Genomic DNA, 17,245 nt, shown 5'->3' with positions numbered 1-17,245 from the left:
GCACCAGAACCTGCAGGATCATTGGCGCAGCCGACGACCTGAGGCTGACCTATTAATGCTCAGGCGACAAGTGTTTTGATTTTCCAGTGATTAGACCTACAAGAGACCATCCTGCGATGATCGCCCCGTTGACGACCGTTGAACCCGCGGCCCAGTACCCGGAATTTCTGCAAGCCCTGCGCGCCAGCGGTTTCCGCGGTCAGCTCAGCGCCGACTATGCCACTCGGACCGTGCTGGCGACCGACAACTCGATTTACCAGCGTCTGCCGCAAGCGGCGGTGTTCCCCCTCGACGCGGACGATATCGTGCGCATCGCGACATTGATGGCCGAACCACGCTTTCGCCAGATCAACCTGACCCCGCGAGGCGGCGGCACCGGAACCAACGGCCAGTCATTGACCGATGGCATCGTGGTCGACTTGTCGCGGCACATGAACACCATTCTCGAAATCAACGTCGCCGAGCGTTGGGTGCGGGTGCAGGCGGGCGTGGTCAAGGACCAGCTCAATACCGCGCTCAAGCCTCATGGATTGTTTTTCGCCCCGGAGCTGTCGACCTCCAACCGCGCCACCGTGGGCGGCATGATCAACACGGACGCCAGCGGCCAAGGCAGCTGCACCTATGGCAAGACCCGCGATCATGTGCTGGAACTGCACAGCGTACTGCTCGGCGGGGAGCGTCTGCACAGCCAGCCTCTGTCCGATGCGGAGCTGGAGGTGGCATGTACGCAGCCCGGCCGCATCGGCGAGGTGTACCGCACCGCGCGGCACATTCAGGAAACCCAGGCCGACCTGATCGAGTCGGTGTTCCCCAAACTCAATCGCTGCCTGACCGGTTACGACTTGGCGCACCTGCGTGACGAGCATGGTCGTTTCAACCTCAATAGCGTGCTGTGCGGTGCGGAAGGATCGTTGGGCTACATCGTCGAAGCCAAGCTCAACGTGCTGCCGATTCCCAAGTATTCGGTATTGGTGAACGTCCGCTACGGCAGCTTCATGGATGCGCTGCGCGACGCCAACGCGCTGTTGGCGCACAAGCCGCTGTCCATCGAAACCGTGGACTCCAAAGTGTTGATGCTGGCAATGAAAGACATTGTCTGGCATAGCGTCGCCGAGTATTTCCCGACGGACGCCGAGCGCGCGACGCAGGGTATCAATCTGGTGGAGTTCAGCGGGGAAGACCTGACGCAAGTGAACGCTCGTGTGGCGTCGTTCGTGGAGCGTCTGCAGGCCGACACGACGATCGAGCGGCTGGGCCACACGCTGGCCGAAGGTGCCGAAGCAGTGACCCGCGTATACGCCATGCGCAAACGTTCGGTCGGGCTACTGGGCAACGTTGAAGGCGAGATTCGCCCGCAGCCCTTCGTCGAAGACACCGCCGTGCCGCCGGAGAAACTGGCCGACTACATCGCTGAGTTCCGTGCCTTGCTCGACAGCCATGGCCTGGCCTATGGCATGTTCGGGCACGTCGACGCCGGTGTGTTGCATGTGCGCCCGGCGCTGGACATGAAAGACCCGGCCCAGGCCGCGCTGGTCAAGCCGATTTCCGATGCCGTGGCCAAGCTGACGCGGCGTTATGGTGGTTTGCTGTGGGGCGAACACGGCAAGGGATTGCGTTCGGAATATGTCCCTGAGTTTTTTGGCGAGCTGTACCCGGCGCTGCAATCGCTCAAGGGCGCGTTCGACCCGCACAATCAGCTCAACCCCGGCAAGATCTGCACGCCGCCGAATGCCGCCCAAGGCTTGCTCAAGGTTAACGAAGTGACGCTGCGCGGTGAGCTGGATCGGCAAATCGACGAGCGCGTCTGGCAAAGTTTCGGCACCGCTGTGCACTGCAACGGTAACGGCGCTTGCTACAACTACGACCCCAACGATGCAATGTGCCCGTCGTGGAAAGCCACCCGTGAACGCCAGCATTCGCCAAAGGGCAGGGCGTCATTGATTCGCGAATGGTTGCGTCTGCAAGGCGCGGCCAATATCGATGTATTGGAAGCGGCGCGGGGCAGATTGTCGTGGTTGAGCGGGTTGCCCGCGCGGTTACGCAATAACCTGGCGCGCTCGCGTGGCGAGGCGGATTTCTCCCATGAGGTGTACGACGCGATGGCGGGTTGTCTGGCCTGTAAATCCTGTGCCGGACAATGCCCGGTCAAGGTCAACGTCCCGGAATTCCGATCGCGTTTTCTGGAGCTCTATCACGGTCGCTATCAACGTCCGCTTCGCGATTACCTGATCGGCTCGCTGGAGTTCACCATTCCTTACATGGCCTACGCGCCGGGCCTGTACAACGCGGTAATGGGCTCAAAATGGATGAGCCGCTTGCTTGAGCGACACGTCGGCATGCTCGACAGCCCGCTGATCAACCGTTACGACTTGCAGGCCACGTTGACCCGCTGCAAGGTCGTTGTCGCCAGCGTGCCAGCCCTGCGCGAGCTCACCGTCGCGCAACGTCAGCGCAGCGTGGTGTTGGTGCAGGACGCTTTCACCCGTTACTTCGAAACCCCGCTGCTGGCGAGCTTTATCCAGTTGGCGTATCAGTTGGGCTATCGCGTGTTTCTGGCGCCCTATAGTGCCAACGGCAAGCCTTTGCATGTGCAGGGCTTCCTCGGCGCCTTCGCCAAAGCGGCGATCCGTAACGCCAGTCAACTCAAGGCGCTAGCCGACTGCGAAGTACCGCTGGTGGGTCTGGACCCGGCGATGACGCTGGTCTACCGCCAGGAATATCAGAAAGTACCGGGGCTCAATGATTGCCCCAAGGTCTTGCTACCCCAGGAGTGGCTTTTCGATGTGTTGCCTGAAAATCCGCACCCCGCTACTCAGACATTCCGTTTGTTGGCGCACTGCACCGAGAAGACCAATGTGCCGGCCAGTACTTCGCAATGGGAAGCCGTGTTTGCCCGGCTTGGACTCAAGTTGGTGACGGAAGCGACTGGCTGTTGTGGCATGTCCGGTACCTACGGCCATGAGGCACGCAACCAGGACACCTCACGGACCATTTTTGAGCAGTCATGGGCCGGCAAGCTGGACAAGACGGGAGAAGCACTGGCAACGGGTTACTCCTGCCGCAGTCAGGTAAAACGTCGGGCCAACAGGCAACTGCGCCACCCACTGGAAGTGGTGTTGGAGCATGCGCGCGCCGAGTAGGGGAGCTTGTGAGTCTTGTGAGTTGCCAACGTGCATGTGAAAGGAGAAAAAACACAACGCCTCCACAAAGGGAGGCGTTGCGGGTTTCAGCAGTATTGCTCAGATCATCTCAAATCAAACCGATCCAGATTCATCACCTTGGCCCAAGCCGCAACGAAGTCATTCACAAACTTCTCCTTCGCGTCGTCGCAGGCATAAACCTCAGCCAACGCCCTCAACTGCGCATTCGAGCCAAACGCCAGATCAACACGCGTACCCGTCCATTTAAGGTCGCCGGTTTTCCGATCGCGTCCTTCAAACTCCTGGTTGTCGTCCGAGACCGGTTTCCATTCCACGCTCATGTCCAACAGGTTTTTGAAGAAGTCGTTGGTCAACGCTTCCGGCTGCTTCGTGAACACCCCGTGCCGGGTCTGTCCGACGTTGGTGTTCAGCACGCGCATACCGCCAATCAGCACGGTCATTTCTGGCGCGGTGAGTGTCAGCAGTTGCGCCTTGTCGATCAGCAAGGCCTCGGCCGCTACGCTGTAGCGGGATTTGAGGTAGTTACGGAAGCCATCGGCGGCGGGTTCGAGGAACCCGAAGGATTCGACGTCCGTTTGTTCTTGCGAGGCGTCCATTCGTCCCGGCGTGAAAGGCACTGTCACGGTATGGCCGGCATTTTTTGCCGCTTGCTCGACACCGGCGCAACCGGCCAGCACGATCAGGTCTGCCAGCGAGATTTTCTTGCCGCCGCTGTTGAACTCGTTCTGGATGCTCTCGAGTTTCGCCAGTACGCTCGCCAGTTGCTCAGGCTGGTTGGCCTGCCAGAATTTCTGCGGAGCCAGACGCAGGCGTCCGCCGTTGGCCCCGCCGCGTTTGTCGGAGCCACGGAAGGTGGAAGCCGCGGCCCAGGCAGTCGACACCAGTTGCGACACGGACAGGCCGCAGGACTGGAGTTTGCCTTTGAGTGCGGTAATGTCGCTGTCGTTGACCAGGGCATGGTCGACCGCCGGGAGGGGGTCTTGCCACAGGAGTTCTTCGTTGGGCATTTCCGGGCCGAGGTAGCGGGAGAGGGGGCCCATGTCGCGATGGAGCAGCTTGAACCAGGCGCGGGCGAATGCGTCGGCCAACTGATCGGGGTTCTCAAGGAAGCGCCGCGAAATCGGTTCATAGATCGGATCGAATCGCAGGGCCAGATCCGTGGTCAGCATCATCGGATTACGCCGCTTGGATGGGTCGTGAGCATCCGGAATGATGCCCGCGCCAGCACCGTCTTTGGCTGTCCACTGGCTCGCACCCGCCGGGCTCTTGGTCAGTTCCCACTCGAAGCCGAACAGGTTTTCCAGGTAGTTGTTGCTCCATTTTGTGGGCGTAGTGGTCCAGGTCACTTCCAGGCCGCTGGTGATGGTGTCGCCACCCCTGCCGCTGCCGAAAGTGCTTTTCCAGCCCAGGCCTTGTGCTTCGAGACCAGCGGCTTCGGGCTCGGCACCGACATTGTCCGCAGGGCCGGCGCCGTGGGTCTTGCCGAAGGCGTGGCCGCCGGCGATCAGCGCAACGGTTTCTTCGTCATTCATCGCCATGCGCCCGAAGGTCGCGCGGATGTCCTTCGCCGCAGCGAGCGGATCCGGATTGCCTTCCGGGCCTTCGGGGTTGACGTAAATCAGGCCCATTTGTACCGCGGCGAGCGGGTTCTCCAGGTTGCGCCCTTTGTCGGTACGGCTGTCCTCATTTTCCCCTGGCTCAGCTACAAGTGGGCCTTCGCCGGGTTCTTGCATGGGTTCTTTTTTGTCTTTTTCGTAGCGGGTGTCACCTGCCAGCCACTTGCTTTCGGAGCCCCAGTAGACGGCCTCATCCGGTTCCCAGACGTCTGGCCGACCGCCGGAAAAACCGAAGGTCTTGAAGTCCATGGACTCCAGCGCGACGTTGCCGGTGAGCACGATCAGGTCGGCCCAGGAGATGTTGCGGCCATACTTTTGCTTGATCGGCCAAAGCAGCCGGCGTGCCTTGTCGAGGCTGACGTTGTCCGGCCAACTGTTGAGCGGTGCGAAACGCTGCTGGCCGGAGCCAGCCCCTCCACGGCCGTCACCGGTGCGGTAGGTACCGGCGCTGTGCCAGGCCATGCGAATAAACAGCGGCCCATAGTGGCCGAAGTCTGCCGGCCACCAGTCTTGCGAGTCGGTCATCAGTGCGCGCAGGTCTTGCTTGAGGGCCTGAAAGTCCAGGCTCTTGAACGCTTCGGCATAGTTGAAGTCTTCGCCCATGGGGTCGGCCAAGGGCGAGTGCTGGTGCAGGATTTTCAGATTCAGTTGGTTCGGCCACCAATCGCGGTTCGTCGTGCCACCGCCAGCGGCGGCGTGATTGAACGGGCATTTCGATTCATTTGCCATGTGTGCGCTACCTTTGGTCGTATTCATCCGGCTATCCGGCCCGGGGTGGGCGCGCAATAGCGACGAGCGAAATCAATGACATAGGCTGTAGCCGTTCGATCTACCGATCGTCGTGGTCACACGGGAAATCTGGAGAACAGCAATCGAGTTGCCAGCACGGTGGCCCACGGCAAGCCTAGTACGCTTCTGACTCATTCGTATCTTTTATCAAGTCTCAACCGGCCAGCTTACGCCAGCGCTCCAATAAGGTTAGACGCCTATAAAGCAGTCAGCTAATAGGTGGAGTATTGGGGGGGTAATAGGCATTTTCTTTTATCTGGCCCTTCGCAATATTCATCACCTGCTTTTTCAGGGCCGGGATTTGCGGCGGGTGTTTGGGCCTCTTCGCGGGCAAGCCTCGCTCCTACAGAATTTGCGTCGCCTGCAAATAATGTAAACGCCACAAAACTTGTAGGAGCGAGGCTTGCCCACGAAGATGGCAGGACAGACGCAGCAACTCTCGGATCAGCCCGTTATCGTATGATGAGCCCTTTCCATCGACGGCCATTCAAGGACCCTTACCCGATGTCTTTAAGCAAACGCGATCAGGCCCACATCGAACGTCGCCTGGTCGCCACCCTGACCGAGGCGTGCGAAACCGCCCAAGCGCAAATAGTCGGGTTCTGCGTAAGCGCGCCATGAACCCCACATTCAAAGCCACCATATGATCGCGGATGCTGTGCTCCCGAATTTTTCTGGAGCCGTCCGCCATGATGCGACCCGACGCCAAAGTCGAAAAAGTCTACCTCTACCCCAAGTCCGTGGATTTCCGAAAATCCATCGATGGCCTCGCTGCCCTGGTCGAACTGGATATCAAGGTGGCGGTATTCGACCCGGTACTTTTTGTTTTTCTGAATCGCCCCCGGAACCGAGTGAAAATCCTTTACTGGGAGCGCAATGGCTTTTGCCTTTGGCTTAAGCGCCTGGAGTCCGAGCGTTTCAAAACCTCGCCCGACGTTACTGACGAAGCCATCGTATTGAGCGTCCAGGAACTGAACTGGCTGCTTGACGGTTTTGACCTTTGGCGCAACCGTCCGCATCAGGTTTTGACGCCGCGATTTGTTGCTTGATTGGGTATAATCCGGGCCATGATTTCCAGGCCCGACAACTTTCCCGATGATCTGACTGCGCTCAAGCAATTACTTGCTCAGATGCAGTCGAAGGTCGTTTTTCTTGAAGAAGAGAATGCGCTGCTTCGTCAGCGCCTGTTCGGGCGCAAGTCTGAGCAAACGGCTGATCCGGCGACACCACAACTGCCGCTGTTTAATGAAGCCGAAAGTATCGACACGCTAGCGCCTGTTGCTGCTGACGAAGAAGTTGTCGCCCCGACCAAACGCCGTGGCAAACGCAAGCCACTACCGGCTGACTTGCCACGCATCGAAGTTATCCACGAACTCCCCGAACACGAACTGACCTGCGTTTGCGGCTGCCGCAAACATGCCATCGGCGAGGAAACCAGCGAACAGCTGGAGATCGTGCCGATGCAGATCCGGGTGATCAAACATATCCGCAAGGTCTACGGCTGCCGAGGCTGCGAAACAGCACCGGTCACTGCCGACAAACCCGCGCAACTGATCGATAAAAGCATGGCCAGCCCCAGCGTGCTGGCGATGCTGCTGACCACCAAGTACGTCGATGGCCTGCCGCTGCACCGCTTCGAAAAAGTCCTCGCTCGCCACGGTGTCGATATCCCGCGTCAAACTCTGGCGCGCTGGGTGATCCAGTGCTGCGAACACTTCCAGCCGCTGCTGAATCTGATGCGTGATCGGTTACTGGAAAGTCCGATTGTTCACTGCGATGAAACGCGAGTGCAGGTGCTGAAAGAGCCAGGTCGAGACCCGACCAGCCAATCCTGGATGTGGGTACAAGCCAGCGGCCCACCGGAGCGACCAGTCCTTCTTTTTGACTACACCACCAGCCGAGCGCAGGAGGTGCCATTGCGGCTGCTCGGCGACTATCGTGGTTATTTGATGACTGACGATTACGCCGGCTATAACGCCTTGGCCGCACAGCCGGGTGTCGAGCGTTTGGCTTGTATGGCCCATGTACGGCGCAAATTTGTCGATGCGCAGAAAGTGCAGCCCAAGGGTAAAACCGGTCGGGCCGATGTTGCGCTGACGATGATCAACAAGTTGTACGGTATCGAACGTGATTTGAAAGAAATGACGGATGAGCAGCGCTTTGCCGGTCGCCAGGAACAGAGCTTGCCGGTGCTCGCGCAGTTGAAAAGCTGGCTGGAGAAAACTCACCCGCAAGTCGCATCGCAAAGTGCTCTCGGCAAGGCGCTCAGTTATCTGGCCAGCAACTGGAGCCGGCTGGAGCGTTACGTGGAGGCCGGTTTTTTACCGATCGACAACAATGCCGCCGAAAGAGCAATCAAGCCGTTTGTCATAGGGCGCAAGGCATGGTTATTCAGCGATACGCCCAAGGGCGCCGCAGCCAGTGCGCAGATCTACAGCTTGGTCGAAACCGCCAAAGCTAACGGCCAGGAGCCCTATACGTGGCTGCGCCACGTACTGGAACGATTACCGCAGGCTGAATCGGTTGAAGATGTTGAGGCGTTACTACCCTGGAATTGGAGGGCATCATGAGTATCAATATTGATCATCTGAGCGTCGATGAATTAGTGACATTGAATCATCACATTATCGAACGGCTGAAGATGTTGGAGTCGTTGGAGGCTCATAAATCGATGATGCAGTTCCATCCGGGAGCACGGGTAAGCTTCGATTCACCCAATGGTGAGCGCCTGTCCGGTACCGTCATGAAGTTCAACCGCAAGACCGTCACAGTGGTAACCGACACCAGCCAGCGCTGGAATATTTCGCCGCACTTACTGTCACCGATCAAAAACGTGCAGGCGGGGACGGTAGTGGATATGAAGCCACAAAAAATGAAGTAACCGCCACGAATGGTCTCCGCGCCAGAATGATTTGATTTCACACCCGATCTCACGCGCTGAACGCGCCACCTGTTTTTGGATAGGTGGGGTTTATGGATCAGTTACCAAGGATCAGGCGCTGGCGAGCGGGCAGGGCGAGCGCATGGTCGAACTGACGGCCGTGGCGTTAAGCGAAGCGGACGTTCGCGTCAGCCCGGTAGCGGCCCATGTGCAGTTCGATTCTGAAGAACAATGTCAGCGCGCCAATGCCGGCAACTGGCAGCAACGCTTGGCGCCCAAGCGCTCGACGCGGGATTGAAACGTGGCCAAGGATATCGAAAATCCGTGTATTTCCATTTGCCAGTTGAGCGGTGAGTTGTGTGTCAGTTGTGGCCGCACCAAGGACGACATCAGAAAATGGAAGCGCATGAAGCGCCCGGAAAAAATGGCGGCGGCGCAACGGGCGAGTTTGCGGTTGAAGGGGCTTCAGAGGAGGAAGGCTGAGGGGTGAGGCTGGGCCAGTTATAGCCAGCCCATAATCACAGCCTTCCAGGCCCCTCTCGATGGCTTGTTTTAGATTACTCAAAATCCCCTTTAGGCATCTGACAGTCCGGGCAGAGCCAATCGTCATGGATGTCCTCCCAGGAAGTACCTGGTGGTATTCCGTTTTCAGAATCTCCCACCGCGGGATCGTATTCATAGCCACAGACAGTGCAGGTCATTGTTTTCTCTTGGGTTATCATGATTGACACCTGATCGTGTATTAAAGGGCTACGGTTGAAACTAATCCAGCCGCACCTAGAATAAAGCCAATTAGTGCACCCCGTTGAGGAAGCTCCTTGAGCATTGCGTAGATGACAATGGGCTCTAAAATAAGCAATAGCGTCAGTGAGGCGACCGTAACCACCCAAATATTTCCAGTGCCTTGATAGCCAAGCCAATAGGCAAAAACCAGACTTATTCCGGCAATACTTATAAGGACCATGGGCTTGATAAACATTTCAGGCGTTTCCATGAACTTGCCAGGCAGCTTTGACGCGTACACTTCACTGTAAATTGTCAGAATCTCACCGAAGATCATCAATATCAGGGAGGCGATCACATAATAACTATTTTTCATTTTTGACCCTTGGCCAATGCTGATAAGATTTCTTCTATTACAATACTTCCGATTTCAGCGTCATCAAGCAAGAAGTGAGGGCCGTCATGGTCGAAGAGGAAAGTGTTTTGATAGGCCCCTCCTTCAAAATTAACGATACTGCGAAGCACGTCTTCAGCTTTGTCCAATTGTGCAGCATGGGTACGTTTGAGGATTTTTATCGCATTCCCAAAGTGGATGGCTTCATCGGCTATCAGGTTTTTAATCCATGTGTTGAACGCAGGGTGTCCAAATTCGCTATAAAATGTATCTTTTTTGTAGGTCTTGACCGAGACATACTCATCGTAAGCGAACATGAGTAGCAGATTGAACTCGCTGGACAATATTTCATCCAGGCCCTCGAAGTTGCCAACCCTTGCTTTCAACTGATCAATCAATTCTTCTTCGCTTGAGCCGAATAAAAGACGATTAAGTTCAAAGAAACCATCAGCATGATTTCGCTCGTCGGAAAACCAGAAATCCAGATATTGAACAAAGTAGGGTGAGAATGTGCCTCTGCGTGAGTGCAAATGATGGTAAAGGTTTACAGAGTCATATTCTGAAACCAAATCCGCCATGAAGAATTCCTGGTACTTGAGGTCGATCCCCGGATTGACCCATCCACTGTCAGCGATCTCATTAAAAAGAGCCCTGGAACTCCAATGTCTTTTGGTTAAGAATGGCCGTTTCATTTATTTTATTCCTGGTAAGCCAGCAACCCTATTCGTTAAATTTCTTTACGATAGCAGGGATGATCATGTTCTTGATTTCCTGTTTGGAGATGGGGAAATCTGGCGTGTTATGATCCAGGACAAATGTTCCGGTGTAGCTTTCTTTATGGAAGTCGATGTCAAAGATCTCATCAAGTATGGAGGAGACTTCGTTTGTTCGGTCAGGGAATAGCTCTTTCGCTTTTTGCACAAACGAGAAAAAATGACTCACCTCGTCTTTCTTGGTTTTTCTGATCCATGTCGAGAGTTGTTGGGAGTCGAACTGATCGTATTTAGCGATGCTGCGATGATAAACATGCGTCGTAATGATCTCGTCATACGCTAACATGATGAGCAGCTTGTAAGGATCATTGGCTATTGGCTCAATGATGGTGAAGTCAGGCTTTCTGATTTCGGCTTCCAGTACAACCTCATCAAGCGGCAGGCCGGTGTAGGATGAATAGATCAATGCAAAACCATATGCATGATCAATTTCGTCCCGCAACCAAGGGTTTAATACTTCCACCAGCGTCGGAAAATATTCTGCATAGTGGCTTTCCAAGTGCCAATACAAACGCCTGGCATCGTATTCTGTAATAATTGAGTCAAACAGTATTTCCTTCCATTCAGCGCGTTCTTCAACGCTTAATTCAATGGGAGGGAATTGAAAATTTGCCAGAACCACAGCGGCGTCTGGTGTCGAACGAGCCCCGTATTGACTGACACTGCTGATAACGTCATCCATGATGTTTTCCACTCTATTTGTGTTTGACTCAGTGCTCAGAAGGTATCCGGAAATTCTGAAACAATAAGGCATCATCCGGTAGGCCTGGCTTCCAGTCTGTTTCCTGCGCAACAATAGGTTGCCAGAACGGCTCCGCAAAATCGAAGATATATTCCCAGTCGATATTGTCCGACTCCAAAATACCTGAGTCAGGATGTTGTGCAGCCCATTTCATTCCCGCGACGATACTCGACACTACTTGCAAACTGGTCGCGCTATTGTACTTTGCCATCTTTTTGGCTTTGCCAATTGATAGATTAGACCCAAGCCAATAGGATTTATATTTTTTACTAATGAGAAAAATACCCAGCTCATCTATCCCGGAGATAATATCGTCTTTCAATACTTCCTTGGAGACGATGTCGTTCTCATGGCCGCCTTTAAGCAGTTGCATCGACTCTACCGCTTGATCGCAAGGGTGATAGGCATAGTAAACCGTCGGACGATAGTGGGGGGCAGCGGGGTCTCCTAAAGTTAAATACTCTGCAATGGACAGCGATTCGTTGTGTGTTAATAAATAGGCGCCAAACTCTAAATAATTAGGTGACCAGCTTTTTACCCTGACGTCTCGCCCTCGTTCGGCCAACTCCAATGAGTGGTCGTAAACCTTCGCGCCATGAGGTACCGTCTCTTCATGAGAGCCCCAGCCCAGCTCCGCTGGCTGTAAACACTCAGTAATGAATCCGTCCACTGACCAAGTGCATATAAAATGGTCAGGCTCACGAGTCCTTGAAGTGACTTGAGTATCTCGTTCCGATATCTGTATAACTTGCACTTCAAGCTTCTTGGCCAGCGCAGCCCACTCTGACTGGGTCGTTGGACGATCATGAATGCCATTAATGACAGCCATTTCAAGCATGGCTTTTTTGAGCAGAATGGAGATGAATCCGGGATTCGCGCCATGCGCGACAAGTGCTGTCGTTGTCGCAGTATTAGTGTGTGCGTATTTCTTTAAAGCCTCGCGCAAGCAATGATTGCTGGTGAAGCCGCGATCCTTCTCGTTGGCATATTCCCAAGGCTCTATACAGGTATCCAGATAAAGCGCCCCGCGTCGTTGAGCAAGATTGATCAGCGCGATGCTTGAAACGGATACTGCCAGATTCAAGAGAAAGCTGTTTTTGCCAAGTAACGGGGAGATGATCTCTGAAAAGTTGTCCTCGGTGATGAACTCCTGACTCAAGTCGGCCGAAAACTCTTTGGCGATATGTTGCCGTGTCTCATCCATTTCTTTGTCGAAGATAATAATCTTCGCCGTGTAGTTGGCGACTAGTAACGGCAGTAGCCCTTGAGCAATGCTGCCAAAGCCTATAATTATTATGTTGTCGATGGGTTTCATAGGCCCCTCTAGTGCTTACCCAGAAAAAAATGCAAAGCAATGCTTGTCGAAGCATTGAACTAAATTAAGGACGCCAAAAAATGATGCAAAGACGTCAATGCCTGGCATGAAAAAAATGGCCTTGAATTGTACTGGAGGGATCAAGAGAGTAAATGCGCAGCAATCCAATGCTATGTTTCATAAGTCATCGCTCATGTAGGAAGTCCATATCCAATGAAGTTCTAACGCAGGGTTGAACCCATCTCACAATCCTAGGCTGAAGCCGTTACCAAAGGCAACAATTTTCTATTGGTGCTGCAGTCGGCCACTCTTGAGATCAAACGTTAAGAGAGGCTAAGTCTCTGTTTTTTAATGTTTCTGTGGATTGGCAAGTCGCTTTACAGTTCTTGCCTTAGTCATCATCTAATGAGCATTGTTCTATCTAGTTCATTAATGCCGTGAGCGCATTTGAGGGTGAAATGGACATGCCATCCCCGGCGATGGAAATGGGATGCAGGTTGGTGATGTGCTATGTGAGGGAGCAGAAAACCTTGGGCTACGTACAAACCTCTCGAACACATTCACGCAACCACCGATGCGCTGAGTCGGCATCCATCCGTGGGTGCCAGAGCATCGAAATGGTGATCGGCGGCAGCTCGAACGGAAGGGCAAAACCGTGCAGGCCTGCGCGCAGGTTTCGGGTGTGTTGCGCGGGCACGGTGGCGATCAGGTCCGAGGCGCGAGCCAGCGCCAGCGCGGCCGAGAAACCGCCGACGATGGTGGTGATCTCGCGCTCCAGTCCCAGCACTTCCAAGGCTTCATCCATCGGCCCTTTATCGAGCCCTCGACGTGAGACCAGGATGTGCCTGCCAGCGGCATAACGGGAGGCGGTGACCGCTCCCTGGCTCAGCGGATGCCCCGTGCGCACAACGCCGATGAAGCGATCCTCGAACAACGCGCGGGTGCGCACTTCCGGGCTCGTCGCGCCGCCGACCACGCCGGTTTCCAGGTCGACGGAACCGTCGCGAAGCGCGGCGCTGTCTTTGTTCAGCTTCTGCACAAAGTGCAAGCGCACGCCGGGTGCTTGCTCACCGACGCGGGCAATCAGCGCCGGGCCGAAGTTTTCGACGAAACCGTCGCTGGTGCGCAGCGTGAACGTGCGCATCAGTTGCTTGAGGTCGAGCTGTTCGGCGGGGCGTAAAACGGCTCCGGCATCTTGCACCAATCGACTGACCTGTTCGCGCAGTTCGAGTGCTCGGGGCGTCGGCACCAGACCGCGTCCGGCCCGGACCAGCAACGGGTCGCCCGTCGTTTCACGCAATCGCGCCAACGCCCGGCTCATGGCCGACGGGCTCAGGCGCAGTCGTTGGGCGGCGCGTGCGACGCTGCCTTCGGCGAGCAGCACATCCAGGGTAATCAGTAAATTCAGGTCGGGAGTCGTCATGCCCCAACGTTAGCACGGCGTGCGGATGACATGGCGTCAAACGCACCTATCAAGTGCAAGTCATGCGTCTTCCGCCATGCCACGCGCGGGAATACGCTGCTGATCTACCTTTCAAAACGTGGCCAAACCATGAAACTCATCACTCAATCAGGCTCGGTTCCCTGGGCGCTCGCGAGCCTTTCGCTGTCGATGTTGATGCCCTCACTCGACACCAGCATTGCCAACGCGGGTTTGCCAATACTGGCCGAGGCGTTCGATGCTTCCTTTCAGGAAGTGCAGTGGATCGTTCTGGCGTATCTGCTGGCGATCACCACGCTGATTGTCAGTGTCGGACGACTCGGTGACCTCGTCGGCCGTCGGCGCTTGCTGCTGACGGGCATTGGCATTTTTACCCTGTCATCGTTGGCGTGTGGTGTCGCGCCGTCGCTTTGGTGGCTGGTTGGCGCCCGGGCCGTGCAGGGGCTCGGGGCGGCGATCATGCTGGCCTTGACCGTGGCGTTTGTCGCAGAGACGGTGCCTAAAGCGCAGACCGCCAGCGCGATGGGATTACTCGGCACGATGTCGGCGGTCGGCACCACGCTGGGGCCGTCACTCGGTGGGTTGTTGATTTCCGGCTTCGGCTGGCAGGCGATTTTTCTGCTCAACGTGCCACTGGGCATTCTGAACATCTGGCTCGCGTATCGCTATTTGCCGGCGGATGCACAGCGGGCGAAAGCGCCGCGGGTGGGTTTCGACAAGGCCGGCACGTTGCTGCTGGCACTGACCCTTGCGGCGTATGCGCTGGCCATGACGATCGGGCGCGGTGATTTGGGGCCGCTCAACATTGCGCTGCTGCTGACGGCTGTTGTCGGCGCCGGGATTTTTATATTCGTTGAGGCCAGGGTTGCCTCGCCATTGATTAAATTGGCGCTGTTCCGCGAGTCGGGTTTGAGCCCAAGCCTGGCCATGAGCACGCTCGTTTCGACGGTGATGATGGCGACGCTGGTGGTCGGGCCGTTTTATCTTTCGGGTGCGCTTGGCCTCGGTACGGCGTTTGTCGGTCTTGCCTTGTCAGTCGGCCCGCTGGTGGCTGCGCTGACCGGGGTGCCGGCCGGTCGCCTGGTGGACCGTTTTGGCACTCGGCGCATGACCGTCGTCGGGCTCGCCGCGATGGCGCTCGGCACGGGTGCTTTATCGATGATGCCGGCGGGTTTCGGCATTTTCGGTTACCTCGCGCCCATTGCGGTGATCACTGCCAGCTACGCGTTGTTCCAAGCGGCCAACAACACCGCGATCATGACCGACATCCGCCCGGACCAGCGTGGCGTGATTGCCGGCATGCTCAGCCTGTCGCGTAATCTCGGACTGATCACTGGAGCCTCGGTCATGGGCGCGGTGTTTGCCTTCGCCTCGGCGACGGCAGACATCACCACGGCACCTCCCGCTGCCGTCGCCAACGGTATGCGGATAACGTTTGCCGTCGCCGCGCTGTTGATCGTCCTGGCACTGGGAATCGCGCTGACGCTGCGAGATTCCAACGGCTGCACTGCATGCGGTAGTGAACTGCAGTAAAGCGGTATTGTTCACCTGAAATCGAATGCCGATACTTCCTCCACAGCGCAGATGGGCTGCGTTGAAGTGAAGGAGTCAGGCAATGGTTTCTGTCGTTCGTATCGCACACAAAGATCGCAGCCTTCGGCAGCTCCAGGTGTACGAAAATATTGTAGGAGCTGCCGAAGGCTGCGATCTTGGCGATCTGATACGCACCGAATGTCTCTGTCTTCGATTCGCCAATGCACAAAACGCCATTCCCAGAGTGGCGTTTTTTTTGTGCGTGACAACGGTCACATCAAGATATTTTTCGGCATCCCCAGCAGGCCGGTCAAGGTGTTGATAATCGCTTGTTGCCGGGCACGGTCTGTCTGGTGCATGGCTTCTGCTGCGGCGACATCGGCGTCACAGTGGGGGCAGGTCACTTCGTGTGCATGGATGTATTGCAAGCAACCGCGACACAGCGCCAGTTGCGGTGGAATACGTCCTTCGTCTGGCGATTTCTGGCCCTGGTTCGCCCAGGCCAGTTTGATCACCTGGCCGCTGTCGCTGACGCTGTTGACCTTCTCGCCGGTGTCGATGCGTTCGGTGATCAGGTCAAAACGTCCGACGGCGAAGGAGGTCTTTGCCGCGTCTTCGAGTTTGACGATGCGCTCGCGCAGCCCGCGTTTTTGCAGGTCCAGCGCGCGGTAATGGCAGTAGGGATTGTTGCCGGGTTTGCCGAGCAGGGAGTGCGACGTCCAGGTGCAGCCGCCACGGCAGACGTCGTTGTAATAACAGCTTCGGCAGTAACCCCACAGGTCGTCGACACCGCGCAGTCGGCCAAAGTGCATGCCTTCGCTGTAGTGCCAGATATCGTGCAGGCTCATGGTGCGTACGTTGCCGCCGGAAAACCCCACCGTTGCCAATGACGGGCAACCCTTGACGGTGCCGTCGGCTTCCAGTGCCAGCACGGTCTGGCCGGCGGCGCAGCCGCTCCAGTGCACGCGCTCGTCGCCAAAACCACGCCACATGTGTTCATAAGGACCGTAGTAACCAATGTTGTTGCCCACGTTCATCAGCAGGCCGCGGTCGACACCTTCGCGATACAGACGCGCCAGCAACGGCATCACTTCCAGCAGTTGATACGGCTGCAACAACAGCTCCGGGTGATCGACGGCATTGCCCATCGCGACCGTCAGCTGGATCTGCCAGTGAGTGGCGCCGAGGCCGATGATCAGGTCCATCAGCTCAGGCAGATCGGGCAATGTGGCCGCGCCGATTTGGGTGTTGACGCTCACTGCAAGCCCGGACTGTTTGGCCCGTCGCAGGGTATCCACCGCCTTGTCGAACGAGCCCGGAACATTGCGCACAGCATCATGCAGCGGGGCCAGTCCATCCAGTGAAACACCGACGCCATTGAGCCCGGCATCCACCGCTGCCTGCATTTTCGCCGGTGTCAGGTTGCGTCCGCCGGTTTGTATGGCGCAATACATGCCGTGATCGTGGATGGCCTGGATCAATTGGGTCCAGTCCTTGCGCAAATAGGCTTCACCGCCAATCAGGGTGATCTCGCGAGTGCCGAGGGTCGCCAGGGAATCGATGACGTCCAGACATTCCCGGGTGTTCAATTCGTCGGGGCGTCGATGACCGGCGCGTGAGCCGCAATGCAGGCATTTGAGATCGCAGGCCAGGGTGATTTCCCAGACCACATGCACGGGCACGTAGCGTTTGAGGTCGGTTTCACTGAGGTAGCGGGCAGGGCGACTGTCTGACATGGGAAATCCTTGCGCACAATGCGTGCGCGGCACGAATCCATCGAAGTGTTCGCGCCTTCCTTGGGTCAGTGGCGCGACCGGATTTACCTGTTGAAGTTGAAAAGAGCCCGGGCTCGGCTAATGCCAGTCAGTTAAGGACTG

14 protein-coding genes and 1 pseudogene are annotated in these 17,245 nt (G+C 56.4%); 7 read left to right on the top strand and 8 right to left on the bottom strand.

The window, feature by feature from the left end; all coding sequences use genetic code 11:
* The first annotated feature begins 116 nt into the window (after positions 1-116).
* Complete coding sequence (gene ydiJ / locus ACYZT2_RS17335) at positions 117-3,140, top strand: D-2-hydroxyglutarate dehydrogenase YdiJ (protein ID WP_461965903.1); 3,024 nt, start codon at positions 117-119, stop codon at positions 3,138-3,140.
* A gap of 104 nt (positions 3,141-3,244) precedes the next feature.
* Here the strand turns inward: ydiJ and katG are convergent, their stop codons facing one another.
* Positions 3,245-5,533, bottom strand: coding sequence for a catalase/peroxidase HPI (gene katG / locus ACYZT2_RS17330; RefSeq protein WP_461965901.1), 2,289 nt, complete (start codon positions 5,531-5,533; stop codon positions 3,245-3,247).
* A 722-nt stretch (positions 5,534-6,255) separates the two neighbouring features.
* On the opposite strand from katG, the gene tnpB reads away from it, so the two are divergent.
* The 5 genes and pseudogenes from tnpB (at position 6,256) to ACYZT2_RS17305 (ending at position 8,937) form a co-directional block, all read left to right on the top strand.
* The gene (gene tnpB / locus ACYZT2_RS17325) at positions 6,256-6,615 is read left to right on the top strand and encodes an IS66 family insertion sequence element accessory protein TnpB (RefSeq protein ID WP_461964917.1); all 360 of its coding nucleotides are present in this window, start codon (positions 6,256-6,258) and stop codon (positions 6,613-6,615) included.
* An 18-nt stretch (positions 6,616-6,633) separates the two neighbouring features.
* Entirely contained in the window at positions 6,634-8,136 is a 1,503-nt protein-coding gene (tnpC, locus tag ACYZT2_RS17320; RefSeq protein ID WP_461964919.1) for an IS66 family transposase, read from the top strand.
* Positions 8,133-8,447, top strand: a complete 315-nt coding sequence (locus ACYZT2_RS17315) for a peptidylprolyl isomerase (protein WP_448091603.1) — start codon at positions 8,133-8,135, stop codon at positions 8,445-8,447. Before tnpC ends, ACYZT2_RS17315 begins: the two co-directional genes overlap by 4 nt.
* 106 nt (positions 8,448-8,553) lie before the next feature.
* Positions 8,554-8,745, top strand: a pseudogene (locus ACYZT2_RS17310) (hypothetical protein); the annotation flags it as partial.
* A 3-nt stretch (positions 8,746-8,748) separates the two neighbouring features.
* Positions 8,749-8,937, top strand: coding sequence for a DUF1289 domain-containing protein (locus ACYZT2_RS17305; RefSeq protein ID WP_461965899.1), 189 nt, complete (start codon positions 8,749-8,751; stop codon positions 8,935-8,937).
* A gap of 67 nt (positions 8,938-9,004) precedes the next feature.
* Here the strand turns inward: ACYZT2_RS17305 and ACYZT2_RS17300 are convergent, their stop codons facing one another.
* The 6 genes from ACYZT2_RS17300 to ACYZT2_RS17275 all read right to left on the bottom strand — a co-directional run bounded on the left by ACYZT2_RS17300 (position 9,005) and on the right by ACYZT2_RS17275 (position 13,817).
* Positions 9,005-9,148 carry a rubredoxin gene (locus ACYZT2_RS17300; protein ID WP_461973148.1) on the bottom strand — a complete coding sequence of 48 codons (144 nt, stop codon included), beginning with the start codon at positions 9,146-9,148 and terminating at the stop codon, positions 9,005-9,007.
* 41 nt (positions 9,149-9,189) lie between these two features.
* A complete protein-coding gene (locus tag ACYZT2_RS17295) occupies positions 9,190-9,546 on the bottom strand; it encodes a hypothetical protein (protein ID WP_461965897.1) in 357 nt (118 codons plus the stop codon).
* Positions 9,543-10,256 (bottom strand): hypothetical protein, encoded by a 714-nt coding sequence (locus tag ACYZT2_RS17290; protein ID WP_461965895.1) that lies wholly within the window; start codon positions 10,254-10,256, stop codon positions 9,543-9,545. Before ACYZT2_RS17290 ends, ACYZT2_RS17295 begins: the two co-directional genes overlap by 4 nt.
* A gap of 28 nt (positions 10,257-10,284) precedes the next feature.
* Positions 10,285-11,019 (bottom strand): ferritin-like domain-containing protein, encoded by a 735-nt coding sequence (locus ACYZT2_RS17285; RefSeq protein ID WP_461965893.1) that lies wholly within the window; start codon positions 11,017-11,019, stop codon positions 10,285-10,287.
* Between the two features lie 28 nt (positions 11,020-11,047).
* On the bottom strand, positions 11,048-12,394 hold the full coding sequence (locus ACYZT2_RS17280; protein WP_461965891.1) for a saccharopine dehydrogenase C-terminal domain-containing protein: 1,347 nt from the start codon (positions 12,392-12,394) through the stop codon (positions 11,048-11,050).
* Positions 12,395-12,929: 535 nt separating this feature from the next.
* The gene (locus tag ACYZT2_RS17275) at positions 12,930-13,817 is read right to left on the bottom strand and encodes a LysR family transcriptional regulator (RefSeq protein ID WP_461965889.1); all 888 of its coding nucleotides are present in this window, start codon (positions 13,815-13,817) and stop codon (positions 12,930-12,932) included.
* Positions 13,818-13,946: 129 nt separating this feature from the next.
* On the opposite strand from ACYZT2_RS17275, the gene ACYZT2_RS17270 reads away from it, so the two are divergent.
* Positions 13,947-15,368, top strand: coding sequence for an MFS transporter (locus ACYZT2_RS17270; RefSeq protein WP_461965887.1), 1,422 nt, complete (start codon positions 13,947-13,949; stop codon positions 15,366-15,368).
* Between the two features lie 272 nt (positions 15,369-15,640).
* On the opposite strand, the gene ACYZT2_RS17265 is transcribed toward ACYZT2_RS17270, so the two are convergent.
* Entirely contained in the window at positions 15,641-17,104 is a 1,464-nt protein-coding gene (locus ACYZT2_RS17265) for a GDL motif peptide-associated radical SAM/SPASM maturase (protein ID WP_461965885.1), read from the bottom strand.
* Positions 17,105-17,245: the final 141 nt, after the last annotated feature.

The organism is Pseudomonas sp. MDT1-85 (assembly GCF_054898065.1).
The sequence above is the reverse complement of the archived record's forward strand: the minus strand, read 5'-3'. Positions and strand labels throughout refer to the sequence as shown.